19 protein-coding genes and 1 tRNA gene are annotated in these 22,105 nt (G+C 41.6%); 2 read left to right on the top strand and 18 right to left on the bottom strand.

Annotated elements, in window-relative coordinates:
- Positions 1 to 71: 71 nt before the first annotated feature.
- The 8 genes from EKO24_RS12725 to EKO24_RS12760 all read right to left on the bottom strand — a co-directional run bounded on the left by EKO24_RS12725 (position 72) and on the right by EKO24_RS12760 (position 10,215).
- Positions 72 to 1,073, bottom strand: a complete 1,002-nt coding sequence (locus EKO24_RS12725; RefSeq protein ID WP_127028763.1) for a hypothetical protein — start codon at positions 1,071 to 1,073, stop codon at positions 72 to 74.
- A gap of 987 nt (positions 1,074 to 2,060) precedes the next feature.
- The gene (locus EKO24_RS12730; RefSeq protein WP_127028762.1) at positions 2,061 to 2,471 is read right to left on the bottom strand and encodes a very short patch repair endonuclease; all 411 of its coding nucleotides are present in this window, start codon (positions 2,469 to 2,471) and stop codon (positions 2,061 to 2,063) included.
- Positions 2,472 to 2,489: 18 nt separating this feature from the next.
- Entirely contained in the window at positions 2,490 to 6,134 is a 3,645-nt protein-coding gene (locus EKO24_RS12735; protein ID WP_127028761.1) for an ATP-binding protein, read from the bottom strand.
- Positions 6,127 to 7,197 (bottom strand): DNA cytosine methyltransferase, encoded by a 1,071-nt coding sequence (locus EKO24_RS12740; RefSeq protein ID WP_127028760.1) that lies wholly within the window; start codon positions 7,195 to 7,197, stop codon positions 6,127 to 6,129. Before EKO24_RS12740 ends, EKO24_RS12735 begins: the two co-directional genes overlap by 8 nt.
- Positions 7,198 to 7,246: 49 nt before the next feature.
- The gene (locus tag EKO24_RS12745; RefSeq protein WP_127028759.1) at positions 7,247 to 7,375 is read right to left on the bottom strand and encodes a hypothetical protein; all 129 of its coding nucleotides are present in this window, start codon (positions 7,373 to 7,375) and stop codon (positions 7,247 to 7,249) included.
- Between the two features lie 563 nt (positions 7,376 to 7,938).
- Complete coding sequence (locus tag EKO24_RS12750) at positions 7,939 to 8,403, bottom strand: site-specific integrase (protein WP_127028758.1); 465 nt, start codon at positions 8,401 to 8,403, stop codon at positions 7,939 to 7,941.
- Positions 8,404 to 8,671: 268 nt separating this feature from the next.
- Positions 8,672 to 9,487, bottom strand: a complete 816-nt coding sequence (locus EKO24_RS12755; RefSeq protein ID WP_127028757.1) for a DUF3037 domain-containing protein — start codon at positions 9,485 to 9,487, stop codon at positions 8,672 to 8,674.
- The gene (locus EKO24_RS12760) at positions 9,484 to 10,215 is read right to left on the bottom strand and encodes a HipA family kinase (RefSeq protein ID WP_127028756.1); all 732 of its coding nucleotides are present in this window, start codon (positions 10,213 to 10,215) and stop codon (positions 9,484 to 9,486) included. The genes EKO24_RS12755 and EKO24_RS12760 overlap by 4 nt, the downstream gene beginning before the upstream one ends.
- 890 nt (positions 10,216 to 11,105) lie before the next feature.
- Between EKO24_RS12760 and EKO24_RS12765 the strand changes: the two genes are divergently transcribed.
- Positions 11,106 to 12,968, top strand: coding sequence for a UvrD-helicase domain-containing protein (locus EKO24_RS12765; RefSeq protein ID WP_127028755.1), 1,863 nt, complete (start codon positions 11,106 to 11,108; stop codon positions 12,966 to 12,968).
- Positions 12,969 to 13,435: 467 nt separating this feature from the next.
- Here the strand turns inward: EKO24_RS12765 and EKO24_RS12770 are convergent, their stop codons facing one another.
- The 3 genes from EKO24_RS12770 to EKO24_RS12780 all read right to left on the bottom strand — a co-directional run bounded on the left by EKO24_RS12770 (position 13,436) and on the right by EKO24_RS12780 (position 15,978).
- Positions 13,436 to 14,305, bottom strand: a complete 870-nt coding sequence (locus EKO24_RS12770) for a hypothetical protein (protein ID WP_127028754.1) — start codon at positions 14,303 to 14,305, stop codon at positions 13,436 to 13,438.
- A 355-nt stretch (positions 14,306 to 14,660) separates the two neighbouring features.
- A complete protein-coding gene (locus EKO24_RS12775) occupies positions 14,661 to 15,683 on the bottom strand; it encodes a hypothetical protein (protein ID WP_143733223.1) in 1,023 nt (340 codons plus the stop codon).
- 52 nt (positions 15,684 to 15,735) lie between these two features.
- Complete coding sequence (locus EKO24_RS12780; protein WP_127028752.1) at positions 15,736 to 15,978, bottom strand: helix-turn-helix domain-containing protein; 243 nt, start codon at positions 15,976 to 15,978, stop codon at positions 15,736 to 15,738.
- 204 nt (positions 15,979 to 16,182) lie between these two features.
- Between EKO24_RS12780 and EKO24_RS12785 the strand changes: the two genes are divergently transcribed.
- Positions 16,183 to 16,776 (top strand): hypothetical protein, encoded by a 594-nt coding sequence (locus tag EKO24_RS12785; RefSeq protein WP_127028751.1) that lies wholly within the window; start codon positions 16,183 to 16,185, stop codon positions 16,774 to 16,776.
- Positions 16,777 to 16,964: 188 nt separating this feature from the next.
- Here EKO24_RS12785 and EKO24_RS12790 read toward each other — a convergent pair.
- The 7 genes from EKO24_RS12790 to tolA all read right to left on the bottom strand — a co-directional run.
- Positions 16,965 to 17,040: transfer RNA gene (locus EKO24_RS12790), tRNA-Lys, on the bottom strand.
- Between the two features lie 38 nt (positions 17,041 to 17,078).
- Complete coding sequence (queC, locus tag EKO24_RS12795; RefSeq protein ID WP_127028750.1) at positions 17,079 to 17,768, bottom strand: 7-cyano-7-deazaguanine synthase QueC; 690 nt, start codon at positions 17,766 to 17,768, stop codon at positions 17,079 to 17,081.
- 6 nt (positions 17,769 to 17,774) lie between these two features.
- Complete coding sequence (queE, locus tag EKO24_RS12800) at positions 17,775 to 18,416, bottom strand: 7-carboxy-7-deazaguanine synthase QueE (protein WP_127028749.1); 642 nt, start codon at positions 18,414 to 18,416, stop codon at positions 17,775 to 17,777.
- A 2-nt stretch (positions 18,417 to 18,418) separates the two neighbouring features.
- On the bottom strand, positions 18,419 to 19,264 hold the full coding sequence (gene ybgF / locus EKO24_RS12805) for a tol-pal system protein YbgF (protein ID WP_127028748.1): 846 nt from the start codon (positions 19,262 to 19,264) through the stop codon (positions 18,419 to 18,421).
- Positions 19,265 to 19,840 (bottom strand): peptidoglycan-associated lipoprotein Pal, encoded by a 576-nt coding sequence (pal, locus tag EKO24_RS12810; RefSeq protein WP_127028747.1) that lies wholly within the window; start codon positions 19,838 to 19,840, stop codon positions 19,265 to 19,267.
- 47 nt (positions 19,841 to 19,887) lie between these two features.
- Positions 19,888 to 21,171: a Tol-Pal system beta propeller repeat protein TolB gene (gene tolB / locus EKO24_RS12815; protein WP_127028746.1), complete on the bottom strand. Its 1,284-nt coding sequence runs from the start codon at positions 21,169 to 21,171 to the stop codon at positions 19,888 to 19,890.
- 95 nt (positions 21,172 to 21,266) lie between these two features.
- Positions 21,267 to 22,105, bottom strand: an 839-nt coding sequence (gene tolA / locus EKO24_RS12820) for a cell envelope integrity protein TolA (RefSeq protein ID WP_143733224.1), incomplete at its 5' end; no start/stop codon positions are given.

The raw sequence follows: 22,105 nt of genomic DNA on the forward strand, positions 1-22,105 counted from the left end.
CAAAATCCGCCGCTTTGCTGGATCATGGCATTGCCGAGCACGATCCATACGCCCGGCAATGGCGGTTAATCTTATTTACATCCTGCGGCCATCATCAAGCCGGCAGCAGCTCCTTGATCTTGCATCTTGCCGTCGGTCCCAACGTAATACAGATGGTTGTCGGTAGAAGATATGCCTAAATAGGAATTAGTTCTTGAGTAACCGCGATAATAGTAAGTCGTCACCGATTGAGACGGCGCGCCTGTCGCAGGCAACAAATCCGGATGTGCCTTTTCTTGCGCATTTAATAAACAGTCGGAAGCCGGTGTCCCTAACGCGGAAACCTTAACATCTATCGGCGTACTGCCAGCCGTATCATTGGTGTTGGTGCCGCCCAAAAAGATCGTGTAATAACCCGGCGCCAAATTAACCAGTGTTAAATTAGCGTAGTTTGTGTTGCCTTCGGTAGCAATGTTGCCGAAAACGCCGTTTTCATAAAGATTGTCGATACTGGTGTCGTTAGCGCCGGCTTTGATAACTCCGCCAAAACCATTGATATATTCAATTCCGGAACCGTTAACATAACCCAGCGTTTCAACAATACCGTTAACCGTCGTATTACCTGTCAGAGAACCGGTAACCGAATCGTCGGTTGCCCAAACAACACCTGCCGTTCCGGCTTGTCCGACTTGGTTGAAGCTATGAATGGCATCCTTAGTGTCGGCCGGCGTACCGGTACCGGTACCGGTAAAACTGCCATCCGTTCTGTAAACGGTAAAACCCGGCGCGTTGGTCGTTGGCGACGTTAACGTAACAAGCACGGTAGATCGGGTTGGCACATTAAAACTCAGCCATGCTCCCTGCATGCCCCATGCGTTGTTTTTTAAAGCCGGGTTGCTGGTGTAGCTGTTTTTATTAGAGTTTGCTGCAATGGCCTGAATAGTGGTGCCGGGTTCGACTATGCTATCGCCGTTAAACCATTTACTACTGGTGGATGCGGACATATCCATCCCAGCCGCGGATGCCCCCATCGCAACCGTTAAGCCGGCCGCGATTAATGTAGTTTTAAAAATAGGCTGAATAGCGTTATTCATTGCGTAGTTCTCCAAATAGTTACAGGTAGACAAGCTTTGTTTCAAAAAGAGTCGTTTCAGAGGAAAACCAAATTATCGGTATCTATAAATTGAAAAATTACAGAACACGATCCTTCGGACATCACTCCTTTCAAACGAAGTTCAAGAACTTCAGCAATAATTACGCCAATAAACGCAAATCCTCTACCGGCGCGGGCTCGGACGGTTATTATTAAGTTATTGGGGAAAATAATTTATGGCATATCACCGATCCTACATAATATAACTATGTTATATAACGCAGTCCGGCACTAAGTAAGCAGATGTTAGGAATTCGCCCATACTGGGTAATTGGCTCAATTTCGTATTTATCGTCGGAAAGAAGAACAATGTTTTTATTGAAGACTAACGAGAAGCCTATGGTCTGTAATGGTTTGAAAAACCGGAGTTCATGATCTGCGGCTTACTTTGGAAGCTTGTATATTCAATCCCTGCCTCGTCGGCTAACGCGCTGGTATCTCTAAGGATAAAAGAAGCTATTCAGGGATGGAGTATACAATAAATTTATGCCCTGCGGCGCTGGCTTTTTGCAGGGCTTTGACGGATGAACTTAGGAAGGCAGGGTTGTAGCACGAATTACTTGTTCTTAACCGGATCGCCATCATTATCACCGACGAGAGTAAACAGCGGTATATCTAACACTGCGCCGTCAGCTTCAATAGCTTTGGAGATACCGAAGAAAGAATTGACTCTCGGCTCGTAGCCGAAGGTACCAGTCTTGACGGTTTGCCCATTGAACTTAAGTTCAAACAGTTTGAAGTCAGGCTGTATTTAGCTATTGACCAGGCCGCTAAGAAATGGGCCATGCCGATCCACAACTGGAAGTCCGCTCTAAAATCAATTTATGATACTCTACGAGAACCGGTTTTCAGGAGATTTTTAATTGCAGTGACACGGATATTCTTACATTTTCCTTTCCTAGTCCGCTTAATTAGTCAACTTGAACCCCTATTTAGCTTGCAGATAAGAATGCAAATTTATGGTTAACATCTCTATATCCTTAATCTCACATTCCCAAATAACTAAAACCTCCCAGCCTAATTTTTTAAGTTCTCTAATATTTCTATTATCTCTGCTCGCGTTATCCGCGAGTTTCTTCTGCCAGAACTCAAAGTTCTTGCTTGGCATAGATTTTCCTTTCCTACAGTCGTGCCTGTGCCAAAAACAGCCATGTATGAATATAACCTTTCTTTTGCCGGGAAAAACCAAATCCGGTTTTCCGGGTAGATTGGCGTAATGCAGGCGGTAGCGATAACCTAGGCTATATAGCAATTTCCTGACTATCAACTCGGGTTTGGTATTTTTCCCGGAAATAGATGCCATGCAACGTTGGCGTTGCTCGGGAGTCAATATATCCATCGCTAACAAAGTAAAAGCTTATTTCGACATTAACCTAAGCCATTCTGATTCCGTTAAGCCGACTCTGGATAAATTGCTAGAAAACTGTTCGGCTGCTCTTTGGGCGTGCTCAGGTTTAAGTTGGGCTATCCATTTATAACTCTGCCCGTCTGTTTTACAAATAAAACTTAAGTTATCATTTTCCGCCATCACTTTTTTAGTTTCAGGACTCGGAGAAAATTCAAGAGTGACACAATTATAAGAATTCGGTGAGTATAAGAGCTCTTTATACGCCTTCTCATCCTCAATAATATGACTTGTTTTTTCTTTAGTTGAATTATCTTTATTCATGACATTCAACGTACAAAACACAAAACGACGTTCTTCAGATAATCTAACTGTATCGCATGAAGGGAGTAAACAAAGAAGATATTCCGGATTGTCTATAGTCCCTCTACGAATAATAGTTCCTAAAGTCAGTGATTTCTCTTTATTGTCATAAAAAGTGCGATGACTCATTAACATTGCAAATTTATGGCTTGATTTAGACTCATCATTTATATCTATTAAATTTGACAACTTACGAAGACTTTCTCTATCTTCGCTGCTACTTCCTTTCCAGCCCCTCTTATCAATTATTTTTTTTACAAAGTTCGAAGCAAAAGTATTAGGTTGATATTTTTCCTTGATCTTTTCACCATTGATACAAAAATATTCAACAAATTCCTTAGCATTTTGATCATTACTAAATAATTGACGAGCCGTATTCGTTGGACTCCAATGGTCAGAAACCCAATTTTTTATAACATTGTTGGTAATAGTTTGACCTGACAAACAATCTTGCAAAATTGATTGAATCTCAGCAACTAAAAGGGGATGAACGTGCTCACAGGCCTCTTCATGAGGCAATGACATTGCTCTATTACTAATAAAAAATGATTTATCACCACTATCTAACTTAATTTGTTTTTCGCCTTGTATATCTTTCAACCAAAAAATAGCGTTGTCGATAATATTGACGAATACCGGATAAAGCGTTGATGGAAAACCATGAACAACCATATCTGTAAAATTTTCTGTAGCGTTTAATTTAACGTCATGTCGTTTTAGTCGAACATCAAACAGGGTTTTTACATAATGAAGGATGTCACTCCCTTTGATTTCAATCGGTTTCCGATATAGACGACGCTGTAATGGAGTAAATAAATTTAAATGTCCATCCAAATGATCAAAATTATTACGAATTTCCTGATAAAGCGGTGCCAAATTACTATTTAAATTCGCCCAAGGACGTAGCTCTCGTAGGGATCGACGCACACCTTTGATGGCGGCCTCAAATTCATGATTAATTACCGCCACCGCTAACCCTAATTGAACCAAGTCCGCATCCGTATCGACTTGTTCCCTCAGAGTTTCCAGTTCTTCATCCATGGCTTCCATCATATCGATCTGAGTAATATCGGGATCGGTTGTCATGTTTTCCGCAACCGAGGTCAGCACATCTCGTATCCGGCTAAGTGATTCAGTGTTTTTCTTACTGACACTCTCGATACGCGTCTCAAATTCCTTGCGCACTTGTTCCGTTTGCTCAGGCGATAACCCGCTAAAGTCTTTACTGGCAAATTCCGCTTCAACCTTAGATATGGTGTTTTGAAGCTCGTGGATCGCATCTCTGGCGACTTTGGTAGCCGCTTTGCGAGTATCCTCGGCGGTATTATTCAATTTTCCCGCTTCACTCCTGACCGATTTCTTTTCATTCTCCGCTAATTCGTTAATCAGTGATTGGAGGCGCTTGCGTTGGTCGATATAGATTCTGGCTTGAGTTGCTATATTGCCCAGCTGCTGAGTAATTTCCTCGGCATAAGGCCGAAATACCTCGCTTTCCAGGCGTTGCACTTCTGTCGCGTAAGCATCCCAGTCGCGCTGCAATTGGCGGGAGAGTCCCACCCCGCGAGGTTTGGCAATTCGATAGCTCTCCTGTAATTCCGACAATCTTCGGTTTGCTTCTTTCTCCGCATCCAGTAAGGCAATTGCGGCCTCATCAGGATCAGCTATTTTTGCAGCGCTATCCATGCGATGCTTTACGTGGCTTCTAATACTTTCGATTTCAAGTTTAGGTTCGCCACGTTGTGTTCGTACAAAGAATTTATCAAGTAAACCGGTCAGATTTTTGCGTTTTGTTGAAACTTGTTTTTCACGTTTCCTTCGCGCAAATTCTAGCTTTTCCAGCTCTTTCTTACGTACTTCAAAATATTCACCACGTTCCGCTCCATCACGGAAAAAATCTATGGCAAGCCGGATAAAAATATTTTCAAGAATATTTTTTAATTCTCGATATGCTTTGTCTTGTTGGAAACCTTCGCGTCCAGCCTTTTCCTGTAATCCGCTATTGTCATTTCGGTTTAAAATTACAGCTCCAAAGCACCGTCGATATGAGAAAAAATAATATCCCGCACCTCTATTTCTTCTTAGTTCAATATTTAACCAATCAACATCTGAATTTCCATAGGGCAATATACGAATACGATCTCTAAAAACGTATATTCCTCCTAATTGTGCTAATTTTGAATTCAATCGACTCCATTCATCTGGTACCAGTCGACTTTCTCTTTGATTGCCATGGATATAGCCAAATTCTATATTAAATGGCCCACAAATAGTTTTTCTGCCACCTTCTTGTTGCCATGGGATAACGTAGTCGTCAGTAACTTCCTCATAAACTCTGACGCTTCCCCGAAACTGACCAAACTCGTCAATTTTTCCAGAAATTCTGTGATCAGCACTGTCTAGCTCATCTTTTGTAAAAAATTCACGATCAGAAATTAAATCTTCATTATCAGTATCGGAGGGCCAATAACGAAAAGCAGTCTGTATGGGAGGAGGCGGCTCTTCAAGAAATGTAGAGTTACAGAATCCAAGCAGGAACTTCGAAAACTCTTTTTCATTTTTGGTTTTTTCCTGCTCAATATCAGCTTGTATTGTACGATTCGCGGGCGCTATATAAAAATGTGTGCCGGATGACTCAATCAGTGAAATACCGCCAAGGAAGTTTTGTAAGTTTTCCGGGTCAACTTGAAAGTCGTCTAAAGCTTTTAAAATTTTACTAAAGTCATAATCAATATTTTTACCTTCCAATAATTCGACGTTTTTCTTAAACTCCTTAACAAGACTGCCAACTTCAATATCGGATGGTATTTTATTGTCCGTAATGATGTGAATCGGAATTTCAATTTCATCCAGATTAATAGCCGGAACCTCAAAAAGCCCCCAATGGATAAAACACATTACCAAGTCATGTAAGCCATTTTTACGCCGTGCACGCGTTAACACTAAAACTTGTTCGCCAAGCAAGCCGATGGCTAATCGCCCAATGCCTTTTTCTCCCATGACTGCCCGTTCGATTTTGTCGAATGGACGGTACGTCTCGATGAGGCGATTTTGAACGGCATATTTACTTTCGGTCCCTAAAACCAACCATCGATTTTCGAAGTCGTTTTTCGTCATCCCTATCCCGTCATCACGAATGACTAATAAATTATCTGAGCGAAAATAATCCACTTCGGTATGATCAGCATAGGCATCGTGGGCATTTTTAAACAATTCGCTGATCGCGGTGGATACGTTGGCAATTTGCTGACGGCCAAGCATATCAACTGCTCTGGCCCTGGTTTTGAATTTAGCCATTTTTAGCAATATCGATAATATGAGCGCCTATGCGTCTGGCGATTTCCGGCGGAACCGCGTTGCCGATTTGCCTTGCTAAACTAGCCATATTGCCACCTTTAAAAACAAATTTTTTGGGGAAGGTTTGTAAGGTGGCTCCTTCGCGTATGGAAATAGCCCTGTCTTCTTCAGGATGTCCGAAACGGCCGTTTGAAAAGCTATTAAATCGTGTAGTAATGGTTGGTGCCGGGCGGTCCCAATACATACGAGCATATACATCGCGAAAGATATCGTCCTTTCCTTGATAAGCAGGAATTTGGAGTGTTTTATTATTTTTCCAGCAGGATCTATCACCACCTGATTTAGGGGTCAACTGAATTCGCTGTAAATTTTCCTTCGAAAGCTTGGCTGACCAATGCTGGAAATTGGATTCGTCTTTATGACCGGCTACAATTTTATTAAATCCATTAGCAACGCCAATATAATTTTTAACTATAAGATTAGGATTGTGTTCTGGAGTAGGTAAGCTTATTTTACTCGTAAGTCTTGAGGCAATAAGCAGATAACGTTTCCTTTTCTGAGGAACCCCGAAATCGATAGCATTGATTACGCCATCATTATAAACGTAACCTTCTTTGTCTAAGAAACTGATAAAATCCGGCAGAATGGTATGTGTTTTATTTGATGCTAATCCAGGAACATTTTCAACTATTACAAAGCCAGGCCTAAAATAGGAGATAAAGCGCTCGAAGTTTTTAAGTAAAAATGCACTCTTTAGGCTTTTTGTTTTATTGGTTCTAACTTTGCTCCAGTATTGGCATGGGCTGCAACCGGCAAAGATAAGGTTATTATCATTTTTATTGATTTTTAAGATATTAGCTAATTCGAGAGTATCCAAATCGCTTATATCATGGTGAATAAATTTTGCATCTACAATATTGGCTTCATATGTTTCTTTGCATGAATAGTCATTATCAAGCCCTGCCAAAATTTTAATTCCGGCAGCTTGCAAACCGTAACTCATACCGCCGGCTCCGCAAAAAAAATCAATTGCTTTTAAACCTGACATTACTAATTCTTTCATTCAAAATATTATATACCATAGCCGAGAAGCATAATTTGGGCAATACAAATCAATAGACCAGCTTCTTGGCCTTATCAACTACCTCGACTCCATTCTTGCTCTGCGGCTGAGTTTGTTTACGTGTTTCGAATTTAATACTTTTGGCTTTAGCGGCGCTGACTAAACCAAACTTTAACAATTGTTCTTGCTGTAGAAGAGTATTTCTTTATTACTCACCCACACTTGCTGTAGGAGAGTACTTTATTACTCACCCACACTTGTGTGGGTGAGTAATAAAGTTTCATACTAAACCACGCTTGAAGCCACATTCTACCATTGCAAAAATTAACTTCTGGAAAATAAAGCATCATACTGATTCAGCATAATAACCCATCGCTCACGAAAAATAGAGTAATAAAGTTTCATACTGAAAGAGGTCAACCATATTGCAAGGAATGTTCAATAATACTCACTTCGTCAGATCAAACGTATAGCAAAACCTCAACCACTTCCGATAGAATTGTTCCACCAACACGACTTTCGGACTTCGATCCTACAAGTCCTCGCCGCGCAGAGAGCGTCTCCTAGTCAAGAACTTTAAGGCGTCTCTGCCAAGCTGCATATTCCATCCCAAATCAGCCATCAACTCCAATCAAAAACAGCCAACCATTCTAATCTAAAGTCGGCCACTGATTTCAATTGAAAAGCCACCATCATTTTCGTTAGGAGTTTTCTACTGTGTAAGCAGCTAGCCGAAGCCGCCTAGCAAATCATACAAATAGTTAGAGTATCGCGCACATGGATAACGACTGGCGCAAAGTGCAGCTCCCGACTGGTTCCATTTTTGGTGTCACCTAAATAGCCGATATTATCTTTAAAGTTCACATCACACCAACGCAAGTTCATCAGCTCGCCCTTACCGGCTTGTAAAAACAGCTCAGCGCCGCCCATGCGCTCAATTTCTTGCGGTGATAGTTGCAGTAGCTCTTTTTTGCTTAGCGCATTGATAGCCTCTAATTGAGCTTGATTACGAAGAGAAAACAAATCAACACCCAACTGCTTGAATAAATCCTCACCGCCCATGCTATCAATATCGGTCTCAGATAGTGCCAGCAGTTGAGTTTGATCCATATATGGAATGGTTTTAATGCTTTGTTCGATTTTTTCCGCCCAAGCTTGGGCAATTGATTCGGAAGAGAAGGTTTTGTTTTTAACAATTCCTTTCATGCGGACATCGGCGCGGAAGTTTCCGTTTGCTAAAGGGCGAATATACCTGATCGATAAAAACCGAGGGCAGTCTGTTTTAAAGCCCCAAGTTTTCGATTGAAGTAGAGTTTTGGAAACATGTTAGATGGCGCAATCAGTATTGAGCGTTACTAAAAGCAACGGCATTAATATTGACTCTTGAATTTTAATCGTACTATCTCTTTGCAGATACTTACTTAAGAGATCGTATTGAACTGCGTGGTTTGATGGTCTGGCTTTAAAACCATTTTTACGCAGTTGCAAATCTTACAATATCATCTTGACAATTAATATCTACCATCTCGATACCCTCAGCTTCAATTTGCCCTTTAATTTCATTAAAAGCATTAAATAGGTTGCATTGATTAGCTTCCGGTGCATCGTAGGCAAACAAAATTTCATCTGGCCGAATAAAGCGATATTTTTCCAATTGTTGGATTTTTGCAAGCCAAGAAAGTCCGTGGTCAATCAGCAGACTAGGTTTCTCATGCTTAAAGTGAATCGGCTTGATAACCGTTTGCTTTGTATTTTTGTAAACGAAAGGGAATCTAACCTCATACTTATCCGCCTCCCCAATTATGCCTTCCTTATATTTTTCGCCAAGATTGTAATGGCTAAGCAAGTCACGCACCTGCTTTTTCATTTTTTCTTCATGTACAGGTTCGTGGATAAAGCTACGATGAATATAATGCTCAAACAATTTATCGACAGTTGCCACTGGATCAACGCAGAATAAAACTCGGCTATCACTGAAACGAATAATATCTTCTCGACAACGGATTAATTCCGCATACAGATCAACCTCGACATTCACAGTCTCATCTAAAAATTTCTTAACCCGCTCAATTTCCGCCCGAATTATTTTGCTTGTTTGCACAAAAACATCTTTACACATGGGATGATCAAAAAAATGAGTAATCCGCGCATGTTGTTTGCCATCCAGCAGCTTGAACTCCAGGCGCTTAGACGCAGAGGCATAAAGCACAATACCAATATTGGCAAACTCCTCCGTTTCAGGGTAAGGCTGAAAACGAATAATGCTGTACTTACAAATTTGCTTATTCATGGCAATTTTAACCAGATGTCTCCTTTTGCTTCATTGCTAAGGCGTTGTAGATGTTTTCCAGGATCAAAACACTGTGTGTCATCGTTTAATTCGATCCATTCTTCGGGTATGTTATCCCACGCTGATTGCCAACAGGCAAGCGCTTTATTCATTCTTGCTTCGAAATCTAATTTTTCAACAGCATCGTATTGTTTATTAATAAATACGGATTTAAAAACATGGGTAGTCCAAAAATCTGTTCTATTAAACTCATCATCAAAAATCAAATTGTGATCAATAACATACAATCCTGCCGATTCGTCCGTTTTCCAAAGTAAATTAGGATTTCCGCCTTTCTCTGTTAAAGTCCGGTCTAAGTTTTCAACCCAAAGATCAAACATCAATACATTTAATTGTAGTAGAGTATTAATTTTCTTTAGCGTTTCAAACTTTAATTCGGTTGCTGAAGCTACTTTTTTAGAAGCAAAGACATGACCACCTTTAAGCTCCGAAGCAGCTAGACCGCCATAGTTAGCAGCAAGCCTATCATCCAATAACGCTATTTTGAACGGTGGCACTGGTAACCCAAAAGCCTGCGCTAAATTTGCGCCCATCCATTCCTTAATCAATCCGGCAACTGAAGCCGCATAGCCTTTAACATAGTAAGCCTTGCCATCGGATGCATTGCATAGAAAAGGAGTGGTTCTTCCCTGGTGGGCTGGTCTGATAATTTCTTCGATTTCCAGCATTGAGGAGTTATATAAATAAGAAGAGCGTGAAAAAGCGGAATTTTATAATAAAAATGCTCTAAAATTTACCATGTGTCGATTTTGGCCTTATCCTTCTTTATGCTACCAAATTCTATTAGTTTGGATATGCCGTAACCAGTGCCGTTACCTAAACCGTCTTGCCACCATAATAAAGCAGCTAAAATGATACGGCCCGTAGCAGTCGCTGCCGGTTTAGTGCAATTGTTGTTTGCAGCAGTTTGATCGCATTAAGGTCCGGCATTACTAGAAAATTGCAAATGTTACCGGATAAACGTAGCGGCCACTATTAGGCAGCGTGCCATGGATTGCTGAAGCGTCTATCCCCCCATCCTTAGGCTAATTCTTCTTTGTCTTCAATGCAGTTGGATACGTGGGACTTGATTATAGGGTTTATCGTCTTTTTTATTCTAAGGACAATAACATCGATAGCCCTATCGCTTCAGGCACAAAACCTCTCCGACGGTTATTCTTCCTCACTATCTTTTGGCGTATTCTTACTGGTGATTGGCTTGGTTAGTGGCTTCACTTCGATTTTGCGCTTTTTAGACCAGACATTGTCTAAATAATCGAGTAAGCGCCTCAGGTAACAATTAGTAAATTTTGCGTGCCGCCAAAAGATCCATTGTATTGGGTTAATGTAGCCAATGAAGCTATTTTTCCGAATTCGGAAAATACAGCAAATGTCTTATACCGGAGTAATAACACGAGACGATAAATGCTAAATCAGCGTTAAAAGAAAATGCTTCGTATTGGTTTATGCTTCCAATTTCTGGTGTTTACGGTCCAAAGCAACGATCTTCATCCCAATCCCTTATATGGGGCCATAAAAATTTTACCGCACCATCGATTGTAACCCGTAAGACCACAAAATGACGCTGCCGAAACCTACTCAAGAGCAACAAACCATTCTGAATAGCAAATGTGCATGCAAGATTGTTGTCGCTGTGCCGGGCTCTGGAAAAAGCACGTTATTGTTTCAAGCGATTCAGCAGTATTACACACAAAAACAGCAGCCTGGGCATTGCTTAATGCTAACGTTTTCCAAAAAGTCCGACAACGACAACAAGAAGAAGGGCAAAACATTATTTTTTGCGCACAGGAAACAGCTTGATATTCGCACTTTTGATTCTTTTTGCTGCCGTATCCTCAAACAGCATTGGCAACTTGCTGGCTACAAAAAGCGTCCCGACTTTGATAACGGTTATAACCAAAAAATTCTGCAAGCCGTATACGACTCCATTGCTTTGCAAAAACACAAAGATAGGCTGCCGTTTGAAGACGTCGAGTCGATTATCAAACAAGTACTTGAAACCCAGGAATCCTCTTTAAAAGCGATTGCCAGTGTCTATAAAAAAGGGCTCTATGCCAATGCCGTTAAGCCCTTCACCAAGATTCTCGCGGAATATCAACACCACAAGAAGAGTAGGGGCATTATTGGCTTTAAAGAGCAGGTTGAAGGCTGTTATCAATTATTTGTACGTCATCCGGAATTATTGCAAACCATTGCTCAGCAGTATGGCCTACTGTTAATCGATGAAACACAAGACTTGTCACCGGTACAACTAAAAATTGCCATTATGCTGGCAGGCGCTATCAAGCAATCCTTTTTTGTTGCCGATGATGCACAAAACATTTATTCATTCCGGGGCGTTAAAGCCACCAATCTGAAGACCTTAGAACAAGCGCTTTCTAAAGCAAAAGTTTTTACGTTAACCCAAAGTCATCGCTGTACAAAACCGGTGGCGCTATTGGCTTCAAAGCTTCGACAAGCAATTCAAGAGGTCCGCAATATCAAGATGTGGTCGGAGAAAGAAGGCGATAAACCGGACTTTTATACTTTTGCCAATAAAAATGCCCAATATCGCTTTGTTACCCAGAAAATTGTAAAGCTTCATCACCAGGGTATGGCATACTCCGATATGGCGATTATTGCTCGCAAGCATGAAAGCTTAGTCAACCTGCAACGGTATCTGCAACTTGAAATGGATGCTTTTCATACCGCGTATGATGATAATCGAACTTTTACCCCGACATTATTGGCTCTCCTTCTTGACTTAATGGTGAACGGTTATCAGGAAAGTCTTGTTGATAAGATCCTACTGTCTCTGGATATTACCTCGACAGAAGAAAACTTTGCTTATGTTAAAGCAGAACTATCCAGTACCAATAAGACCGCCCGAAAAAATTGCAATAAACATTTAAAATTATTCGGCGACTTAATTCGCAAAGGTCTTCATGCCAATACTACAGAAGCGAGAGTACGTTTTATACACGCGTTTTTGGTTAGTTATAGCACGAAAGTCGCTTCCAGCCAGTCCAGTAAAAAATCCGATAAGCACTATTTCAATGCAGAATTGACCGGCGCTACGATGCTTGCTAAACAAGGGATTGACGATGCGCAGATGCTTGAGCATCTTTATGCTCTCGGCAAATCTGATCAAGGCGGTGTTTCATTATTAACCGCGCATGGTGCCAAAGGTTTAGAGTTTAAAGTCGTTTTTGTAATTGATGCCGATAATACACTTTTTCCCTATGTACATTCACACCGTCATCACGATAACGAAAATGATGAACGCAAACTCTTTTATGTCGCGATCACACGTTGCTCGCAAACTTTGATTATGAGCTCAGTTTATAATGAAGCGAGTAATATTAAACCCACGGATTTTATATTAAAGCTAAAAGGTTTTAAGCGTATTATTAATATTACAGATACGACAAGAAACCATTGAAGGGTAATGTATTTGAATGGAAGCTTTGGTTATAAATTAACGAGATAATACCCTATTGAGCCATTAATAACATTGAGTTTGATAGCGTATAATAATAACGTATATTCTATTTGAAAATGTTCGCAAAACGGAATTTGGTATTTATAGGCTAAATAGGCTTTAAATAATACTAGAGCTTTTAAAACACTATACTCAGGACCAATTAATGGCTTGAAATAGGGAAAATATCGAATTATTTATTATTAGGCGTTGATTCATAATACAAGCTAATTAGCCTGATTAAGACTGCTTAACCTTAAATCAAAGCAGAATCGGACGTATAATACGTTCAATAACGATACAACATCATTCTAAAAAGATAGCATTTCGTCTTATTTTAAAAAAGACTGCGCTGAGTATTCAGCGCAATCACAAATACTCGAATAAACAACGGTTATAAATCAGTGTTAAAAGAAACTTGGGTTGCGTTATTGTTTAATTAAAGCCTTCTGCATACTCTCTGTAAATTTTTGGTTTATTTTCCGCGTGACTTTACTTCCATGCAACACCTGTTTTAGAGGGGGTATTTTATAAAGCAGTTTTTGCACGGTTGGATCATTTATTCTGGTCAAGGGATTCTTCATAAAACTGTCATAACGCTTCTCCAGCCCTCTATCGGTAGTAATCACATGATTATTCATCAGTGCAATGGCTCGACCAATATCTCGCTTGATGGGTGTTACATAAAATTTTGTATTTAATTTAAAAAACTCGTCAAAGTTAAAATAAATCAAATCGGAAGGCACACTCAGAAGATGCTGATCGCACATCGCTTTGCCCTGCATTCTATACTCAAAGTGGAAGCAGGGTTTCTGGGCAATTTTTGATATATTGCAATAGCTCACCGGAAAAAAAGTGCATTTGTTCTTCTTTCTCTCTCCCCAGTAATGTGTGTCTTCACACACGTCATAATAGCAAGGCCCTCGTTTTAGATGCACTAGATGCGCATTTACCAAAGTTGCCAGCGCAAGGGGATCAGAACCGATAAAATCATACGTCACTTCGGCGTATCTCACATTAAAATTGATGGGGAGATGTGCACTCCTATCGCAAAAGTATGCTAGGTTGCCAACTGAGGGCTGGAATAACGTTAACAGATAGTAAGGACTTTGAAACTTGATGTCCTTTTTAACGATGGTCGGAGGTCTTTGTTTTGTCGATTTTAGGTTGGTTAGTTTTTTTACATTGAAGATATTAAAGTCAATTTCCATATCAGCCTTTAAGATTACCTTGTCAAAATGCGGATAAACCTTGTCCACAAGCATTTTGGTCTTCGCAATGGTTTCTTTTTTATTCACGTTTAATACCTATTCTGCAATACTTTGAATTACTATAAATTATTAAATATAATTGGGAGTTGTTATCGTTTTACAGTTTTCGAGTAAATACTATATAAAGCGATCTCTCTGTCATGTTAACTATATTTTCTTGTTCATTTTTATGCCGTATGACAAAAGGAATAAATGGCAATCGGCTGGGGCCAAAAACAAATTAGCCAATACCATTACCTAACGGTAAACCGCTAATATCCGATCAAGATCCTATTTTTCCAATTTTTGGAATGTTCGCTGCCTTTAGTAGCAACGACAGCGAACAGTATCCTGTAGTTTGATTTAATTAGACGAAAGACACAGCGCCCATTATCCGATTAAATTAATCGATATATCCTTCATTTAGATTATTAGCTTGAATTTCAGTTACCCAAAAACGGTCGGGATTAGTCATATAAAGGTCCAATTCCGACTTCATCTTTTTAAGATCCGAAAACGATAACTGTTGAATGCCATATGGATCATTTTCTACGCTTTCCATTCGCTCCTTGACTGCGTACAGTATTGCTAAAACTTGCTGCTCATCAGGTTTGTCCGCTATTAACTTTCGTAGCAGCGAGTCATTTTTGCAGCTATGGCTTTGCTTATAATTTTGGTAACTTTTTTCAATAGAGGAAACAGGCGGAACCAAAGATTGCGACTCTTGGACCGAAACATCCCAAATTGATTGCCGGATAGATTTTTTTATTTGACATATTCTGCGCAACGATTTTAGATGCTCATCTGTCGGCGCTATGCGATGCGTCAACGCAAACTCTGCAATTTCGACAAATAAATACAATGAAGACGTGCTGCAACCGTTATTTGTTAAACGATCATTGAAATAGGCTCTCCAGTTTTTATACTTTAAAGCAGCCAGACCTTTTCCTGCTTGAAAATTGAAAAGTGCTCTAATTAATTGGTCAGAAGCATTTTTGTAATAAATGATCTCCGCATCGAGCTCGTCAGCTTTGGTTCTGGCTTCTTCGAAGCTGTACATTGGAGTATCCGTAGTAACATTAGCAAAATCATCACCTAAATCAAGGCGATTGCCCTGATCTAAATGTTGTGAGACTAAAGCTTGACCGGATAACAAACTTGAATCCCGCTGCCGGTTGGCATCCAAACTAATTAATAAATCTGTAGAGCTATGAGCGCTACCATTATCATTAGCGCTTCGAGCATCAGCCAGAACGGTCTTGGTGGCTTCCGTCGCTAGACTTAACGAAGCATCAGAGCAATTGTTCGTTTTAAACTGGAGGGCTTTTGTCATAACAGTCTGTTGTGAAGTTTCACGTTTTTCAACTGATCTGGTAATTGAGGATAAGTTGGAAATTGTTTTTGTGTATTTTTTTTGATTTTTCATCATGTCTATCCTGTCGCGTATTAGTTAAAGCACTGTTTCGCAAAATATAAATTTAAGGCACCAACAGTCGAGCTTGCGCAGTGCTGATTGCGCTACGTCGATTGGCTTCTTCAAGCAGAACGCCTTTGTGATACAACACCCGTCCCCCAAGCTTAACAAAGGGCAGCATAACTTTTCCGCTTGATCTCCAATTGGCTAACGTCTTTACAGAAACATGCAAAAAGTCAGAAGCTTGCTTTGCGTCAAGAAGCTCGTCCGCATATTGTTCTGCGAAAATATTTTGTTTTTTCTTCATCGGTGATCTCCTGCTGGTCAGATTAAAGTTGATAAGGTTTAAAAAGTGAAGATTTGTAAATTTTAGTTTTGACCAGCATAGCGCATCAAAGCCAAAAACGTAAACAATTAATTACAAAAAGTTATAAAAAATTACCTTTACACTGATTTGTAAGTTTTGTTACCCTATCTATCATTCATCCATTAATTACTTTGGCGAAACACCATGCAAACAAAATTACAGCGGGGCAGACCCGCAAAAAAACGAACAGGCAAACTTGGTAAGACTGAAATTCTTCAATTTAGGCTGGACCCCTTATCTCGGTTTGCGATGGAAGTAGCGGCAAGATGCCAAAAACGAACTCTTTCAAATATGTTTGACGTCGCAATCGACAGTTATATTAATCAATGCAAAATTAGCTGGAGTGAAAACAAAAATATTTTTTTTAATCAAGAAGATGAAGAATCGATTCCTTTAATGGGGTTGATTCACAAAGTGTGGGATCAAGATGAAGCGAAAAGGTTTTTAAATTTGGCGCAAACGGCACCAAGCCTACTGTCTTCTGAGGAGAGAGTAATTTGGGATTTTATTAGTAGAGAAAGGGTTTTTTGGAGATCATCAAAAACGGAGAACAAAGAAATAGTTTACATCGAACTTGTTCAAGCTCTTTGGGATGATTTGAAAGATATGGAACCTTGGCACGGATTGGAGTCATTGGAAAACTTCAAAGAACGGCTTCTACAAATCCAGGATCAAAACCAACCTGAAAAAATTGCAGCTCTTCGAAATATGTTAAACGAACTTTTTCCTTACCAATAAAGAGGACTGGATAATGGCAGTAAAGTATTCGATATTGACCCGATCTAGCATGAGAAAGCTTCAGGCAGGTGAAAAGCTTAATGAGCACGGAATATGTTTTACGCGATTAGCGAATACACACGGTTTTAAAAGGCATAAAAAAACCAGTCGCAAATTCATGCTAACTGGTTAATTTATTTAAACTTTGATGGTGGGTCGTGCGCGATTCGAACGCGCGACCATCGCATTAAAAGTGCGGTGCTCTACCGGCTGAGCTAACGACCCAACAAAGACTGCCTATTATAATGATAAAACTAACTATGTCAATTTTTTTTATGGCTTTTTTGATACCGAGTTGGGTCTTCTATTCCGGCCTCTGTAAATCCAATCTTTCTTAAACGACAGGCATCGCATACTTGGCAAGCGCGACCTTGTTTATCGGCAGAATAACAAGAGACGGTACGCTGATAATCGACACCTAGTTCAAGGCCCTGCTTAATAATCTCTGCTTTGCTCAACGCAATTAGCGGAGTATGTATCGTAAAATGCTCACCTTCTACACCAGCCTTAGTAGCAAGGTTTGCCAATTGTTGAAAAGCTTTTATAAATTCAGGCCTACAATCAGGATAACCTGAATAATCGACAGCATTTACCCCAATAAAAATATCCGTTAAATTTAAGACTTCTGCCCAACCCAAGGCAAATGAAAGAAAAATTGTATTTCTTGCCGGCACATAGGTTACCGGTATGCCGTCTTGTGGCGCATGAGGCACTGCGATATGCTCATCGGTTAGCGCCGAACCGCCGATTGAGCTTAAGCCCAATTTGATAATTTTATGTTCTTCGACTTGATAATCTACCGCTATTTGCGCCGCCGCTCGCAGCTCGGCATTGTGCCGCTGACCATAGTCAAAACTTAAAGCGTAGCATTTGAAGCCCTGCTTTTTCGCAAGAGCAAGTACGGTAATTGAATCTAATCCTCCAGATAGGAGGACTATAGCTTTTTTTTGCATGTCGACTTACTTGCCTTGGGCATCATCCCAAAGAATCTTATGTAGTTGAATTTGGAAACGAACAGGCAACCTGTCTTTTAGAATTTTTTCGGCAAGCTCGGTTGGATTTTGCTGCCCCATCACAGGCGAAAACAAGATTTCACAAAGATTAGGTAAATCATATTCCGTTAATATGGATTTTGACCACTCGTAGTCACCGTCATTACCGATTACAAACTTAACTTGGTCTTTTGCATCTAGGTGCTTGATATTTTGATATCGATTTTTGCTTAACTCGCCTGAACTCGGTGTTTTAAAATCCATGACTTTAATGGCGCGCGGGTCGACTTCAGATACGTCAAGCGCTCCGCTGGTTTCAAGCGAAACGACATAGCCTTTATCGAGCAATTTTCTCATTAAGTCCAGACAGCCCGGCTGAGCCAATGGCTCGCCTCCGGTTACGGTAATATACCGGGCTCCATATTGATCAACTTCCGCAATAATCGCGTCAATCTCTATTTTTTTGCCGCCGGTAAAAGCATAAGCTGTATCACAATAGACGCATCTTAACGGACAACCGGTCAGCCTAATGAACACAGTGGGTAGCCCTACCGTATTCGACTCGCCTTGTAACGAATAAAAAATTTCAGTTATACGTAACAAACTCACAACTACTGTTTAACGTCATCAAGCAAGAGTAATTTCTTTGACGCCAACCGGGCAGCCGTCGAACTGGGAAAATCGGTAGTAACACGGGTTAAATATTCGCGCGCTTTGGCTGGATTTTTTTGTTCCACCTCAATGATACCTAACTTTAATAGCGCATCCGGCACTTTCGCGCTACCCGGATAATTTTGAATGACATTGTTAAAAGCTTTGCGCGCTGCATCAATATCCTGATTAACTCTGTAGGCTTCACCTAACCAATATTGGGCATTATTGGCATACTCCCCCTTCGAATTTTTACTCAACAACGCGTTGAACTCGGCAATTGCCTGGGCCGTATGACCATTTCTAAGCGCGTCATAGGCCTGTTGATATTGCTGCTTTTCATCGCCCGGAGAAGCAGAGGCTTGCGCTGCCTCCTGTTTTTGAACGGGCGCCTGCTTAACTTCAGGAGTTGCAGTCGGAGCCGCGCCTTGAGACTCCGTCGCTTTAGCTTCGACACCGACAGTGGTTTCTTCCGCAGGAACATTTTCAGTTGCCGAAGGCTTCGCACTTTCTGATTTCTTCTCAAGTTTCCGTATCCGTTCGTCAAAATCTGAATACATTGAGCCCTGAGACTTTTTCATCTCGGCAATAAGATTTGCCTGCTCTTCTACCTTACCGGTAAGTTGTTGTACTTCGCCTTGCAATTGCTCAAGTCGCGCCATGATTTCATACAGCGCATTAGTCGATGAAGGCTTTGCAGTAGTAACCTCACCTGCCGGATACATTGAATTATCAATAACTGGCGGCAATGGCTCTGCCTGAACAGCGTTACAAACCCACAACAATAGGAGTAGACGAGCTTTCATTTATTTGCCTTGATAAACTAACTCAACGCGACGATTAAGTTCCCAAGATGCTTCGTCATGACCTAACGATGCCGGCTTCTCTTCGCCGTAACTGACGATTTCCAGCTGACCATCGGCAACGCCTTGGACTTTCATCATACTTGCTACGGACTTTGCGCGCTGCTCACCCAGTGCAATATTGTATTCACGAGAACCACGCTCATCGCCATGACCTTCCATTACAACGCGTTGACCGGGATGCGCTACCAAATATTGTGCATGAGCTGCAATGACAGGTACAAAGTCATCCTGCACTTGGCTGCTATCCAACATAAAGTAGATAGTGCTTTTTGACAATGGGTTATTTGGATCGCTGAATTCGGGACCTATGCCTGCATTTGGGTACATTCCCGAAGCATTCATTTCCGATCCTGACAAACCAGATCCATTTCTTAAACCACGGGTTGAAGCATCGTTGATACCGCTCGCAGCATTTTGAGTGCCATCGGTAAGGCTTGCTTCTTTTTCATCTTCACTACACCCCGAGAGGATTGCTGCGCTTATAGCTAATGCCAATACTGTTCTATTCAATTTCATTTTATTTTCCAAAATAATTTACAAAAATCATGCTATGACTAACTGAACTAGGGCGACCACGCCGGTTCGCGGATTTCATTGCTGTCAAATACCAGCTTTTGTTGCATTTTACCATCCAATGATACAGCCGATAAATAACCCGCACTGCCTTTTCGGGAGGCATATAAAATCATACTGCCGTTCGGCGCAAAACTTGGAGACTCGTCTGATCGGCCATCGGTAATGACATTAACCGCCTTAGTTGCCAAATCCATAACGGCAATACGATAATCGCTGCCATTACCATGCACCATTGCTATACTTCTACCGTCCGGTGAAAAGCTGGCCCTGGCATTGTAATTCCCAGAGAATGTCAGCCTCCTTTCGTCACCGCCTTGGCTCGACATAATATACAACTGCGGCTTTCCTCCTCTATCAGAGGTAAAAACGATACTGCTGCCATCGGGGGACCAAGTCGGCTCGGTATCGATTGCAAAGCTTCTAGTCAATTTAGTTAAAGAGCGCGTTACCAAATTCAACACAAAAATATCCGGGTTGCCGTCTTTAGATAAGGTCAACGCCAATTTTGCTCCGTCCGGAGACCAAGAGGGCGCGCCATTGATACCCGGAAATTCGGCAACCCTGACTCTCTCACCGGTAGCCAGAGTCTGGATATAGACTGCTGCTGACTTTTTCTCAAATGAAACGTAAGCTATTTTTCTACCATCAGGCGACCATGCCGGAGACATCAACGGTTCTACGGACGACGCTATAGTTTGCGCATTAAAACCATCCGCATCTGAAACTTGCAGTTTATGAGTGCTTTGTGTCCCTTGCCTGCTGCTGGTAATGTAGGCAATTCGGCCGCTGAAAACGCCTTTTTTACCAGTCAGTTTTTCAAAGATCAGGTCGCTGATGTGGTGGGCCGTTCTGCGCAAGTCTCCAGCGGATGATACCATCCGATAGCCCATGATTTGCTGGCCTTTATAAACATCGAACAACTGGAATTGAACATTGTACTGGCCATGATCTTCGACCACTTGACCAATGACCATGTAATTCTGGCCTAAAGCCTGCCAATCCTTAAACTGGATGGCTTCGGCAGTGCTGGGCTTGGCCGGCATGCTTTGTTTATCCAGCGTTTTAAAATAACCGCTACGGCCTAAATCGGCATCAACGACAAAACTAACGTCAACCGGCACGCCGGATGCGCCTTGCATCGCAAACGGGACTACTGAAATAGGCAACGCACTCTCAATGCCCTCAGTAATTTCAATGGTCATCTCTGCGTAGCTACTTGGCACATAGAAACCAATCAGGCCAATTAACAAAATTCTTTTTAAAAAACTCACTTGTTTACCTCAGTAACTTAACTGAAAAAGATCATTAAATGATTGACTTAATATTCATCAATAACGTCTTGGAGATAATGATACCTTGTTTTCGGTTATCTGGAACGGTCCGGTTCAAACAAAAACTTAAAGGATTTAAATTCCTTAGCTGCCAGTTCCTTATCTTTAGGAACTGGCAGCGGGGATGCTTTATGCACAGCATTTTCCGCTGACCGATCAAAAATCTCATCGCCGCTTGTGGTGACAACGACGGCATCAATTACCGTTCCATCGGGCATCAATCTGACTTGAATTGTACACTTTAGTCCCTCTGAAGAAGAAACCGGCCGGATCCAGCTTCGAGCCACTTTTTGCCGAATGGCTGCCGCTGCAGTTTTTATAGCCAACTGATCTTGCTCTGCATCCATTCGAGCCTGCTCTGCCTCCATCCTTGCCGCTTCAGCTCTGTCTGCTTCAGCCTTTGCTTGGGCTGCCGCTTCGGCTTTGGCTTTTTCGGCCGCTATTTTCGCTTGTTTCTCTGCCTCAGCCTTTGCTTGGGCCGCCGCTTCGGCTTTGGCTTTTTCGGCCGCTATTTTCGCTTGTTTCTCTGCTTCAGCCTTGGCCTGGGCTGCTGCTTCGGCTTTCGCTTTCTCAGCGGCTATTTTCGCTTGTTTCTCTGCTTCAGCCTTGGCCTGCGCCGCCGCTTCGGCTTTGGCTTTCTCGGCGGCCGCCTTAGCTTGCTCTGCGGCTTTCGCTTTAGCCGCTTCAGCCTTGGCCTGTGCCGCCGCTTCGGCTTTGGCTTTCTCGGCGGCCGCCTTAGCTTGCTCTGCGGCTTTCGCTTTAGCCGCTTCCGCCTTCGCTTGCGCGGCAGCTTCCGCTTTCTCCGCTTCAGCCTTGGCCTGCGCCGCCGCTTCGGCTTTGGCTTTCTCGGCAGCCGCCTTAGCTTGCTCTGCGG

The organism is Candidatus Methylobacter oryzae, from assembly GCF_003994235.2.
GTDB lineage: Bacteria > Pseudomonadota > Gammaproteobacteria > Methylococcales > Methylomonadaceae > Methylobacter_A > Methylobacter_A oryzae.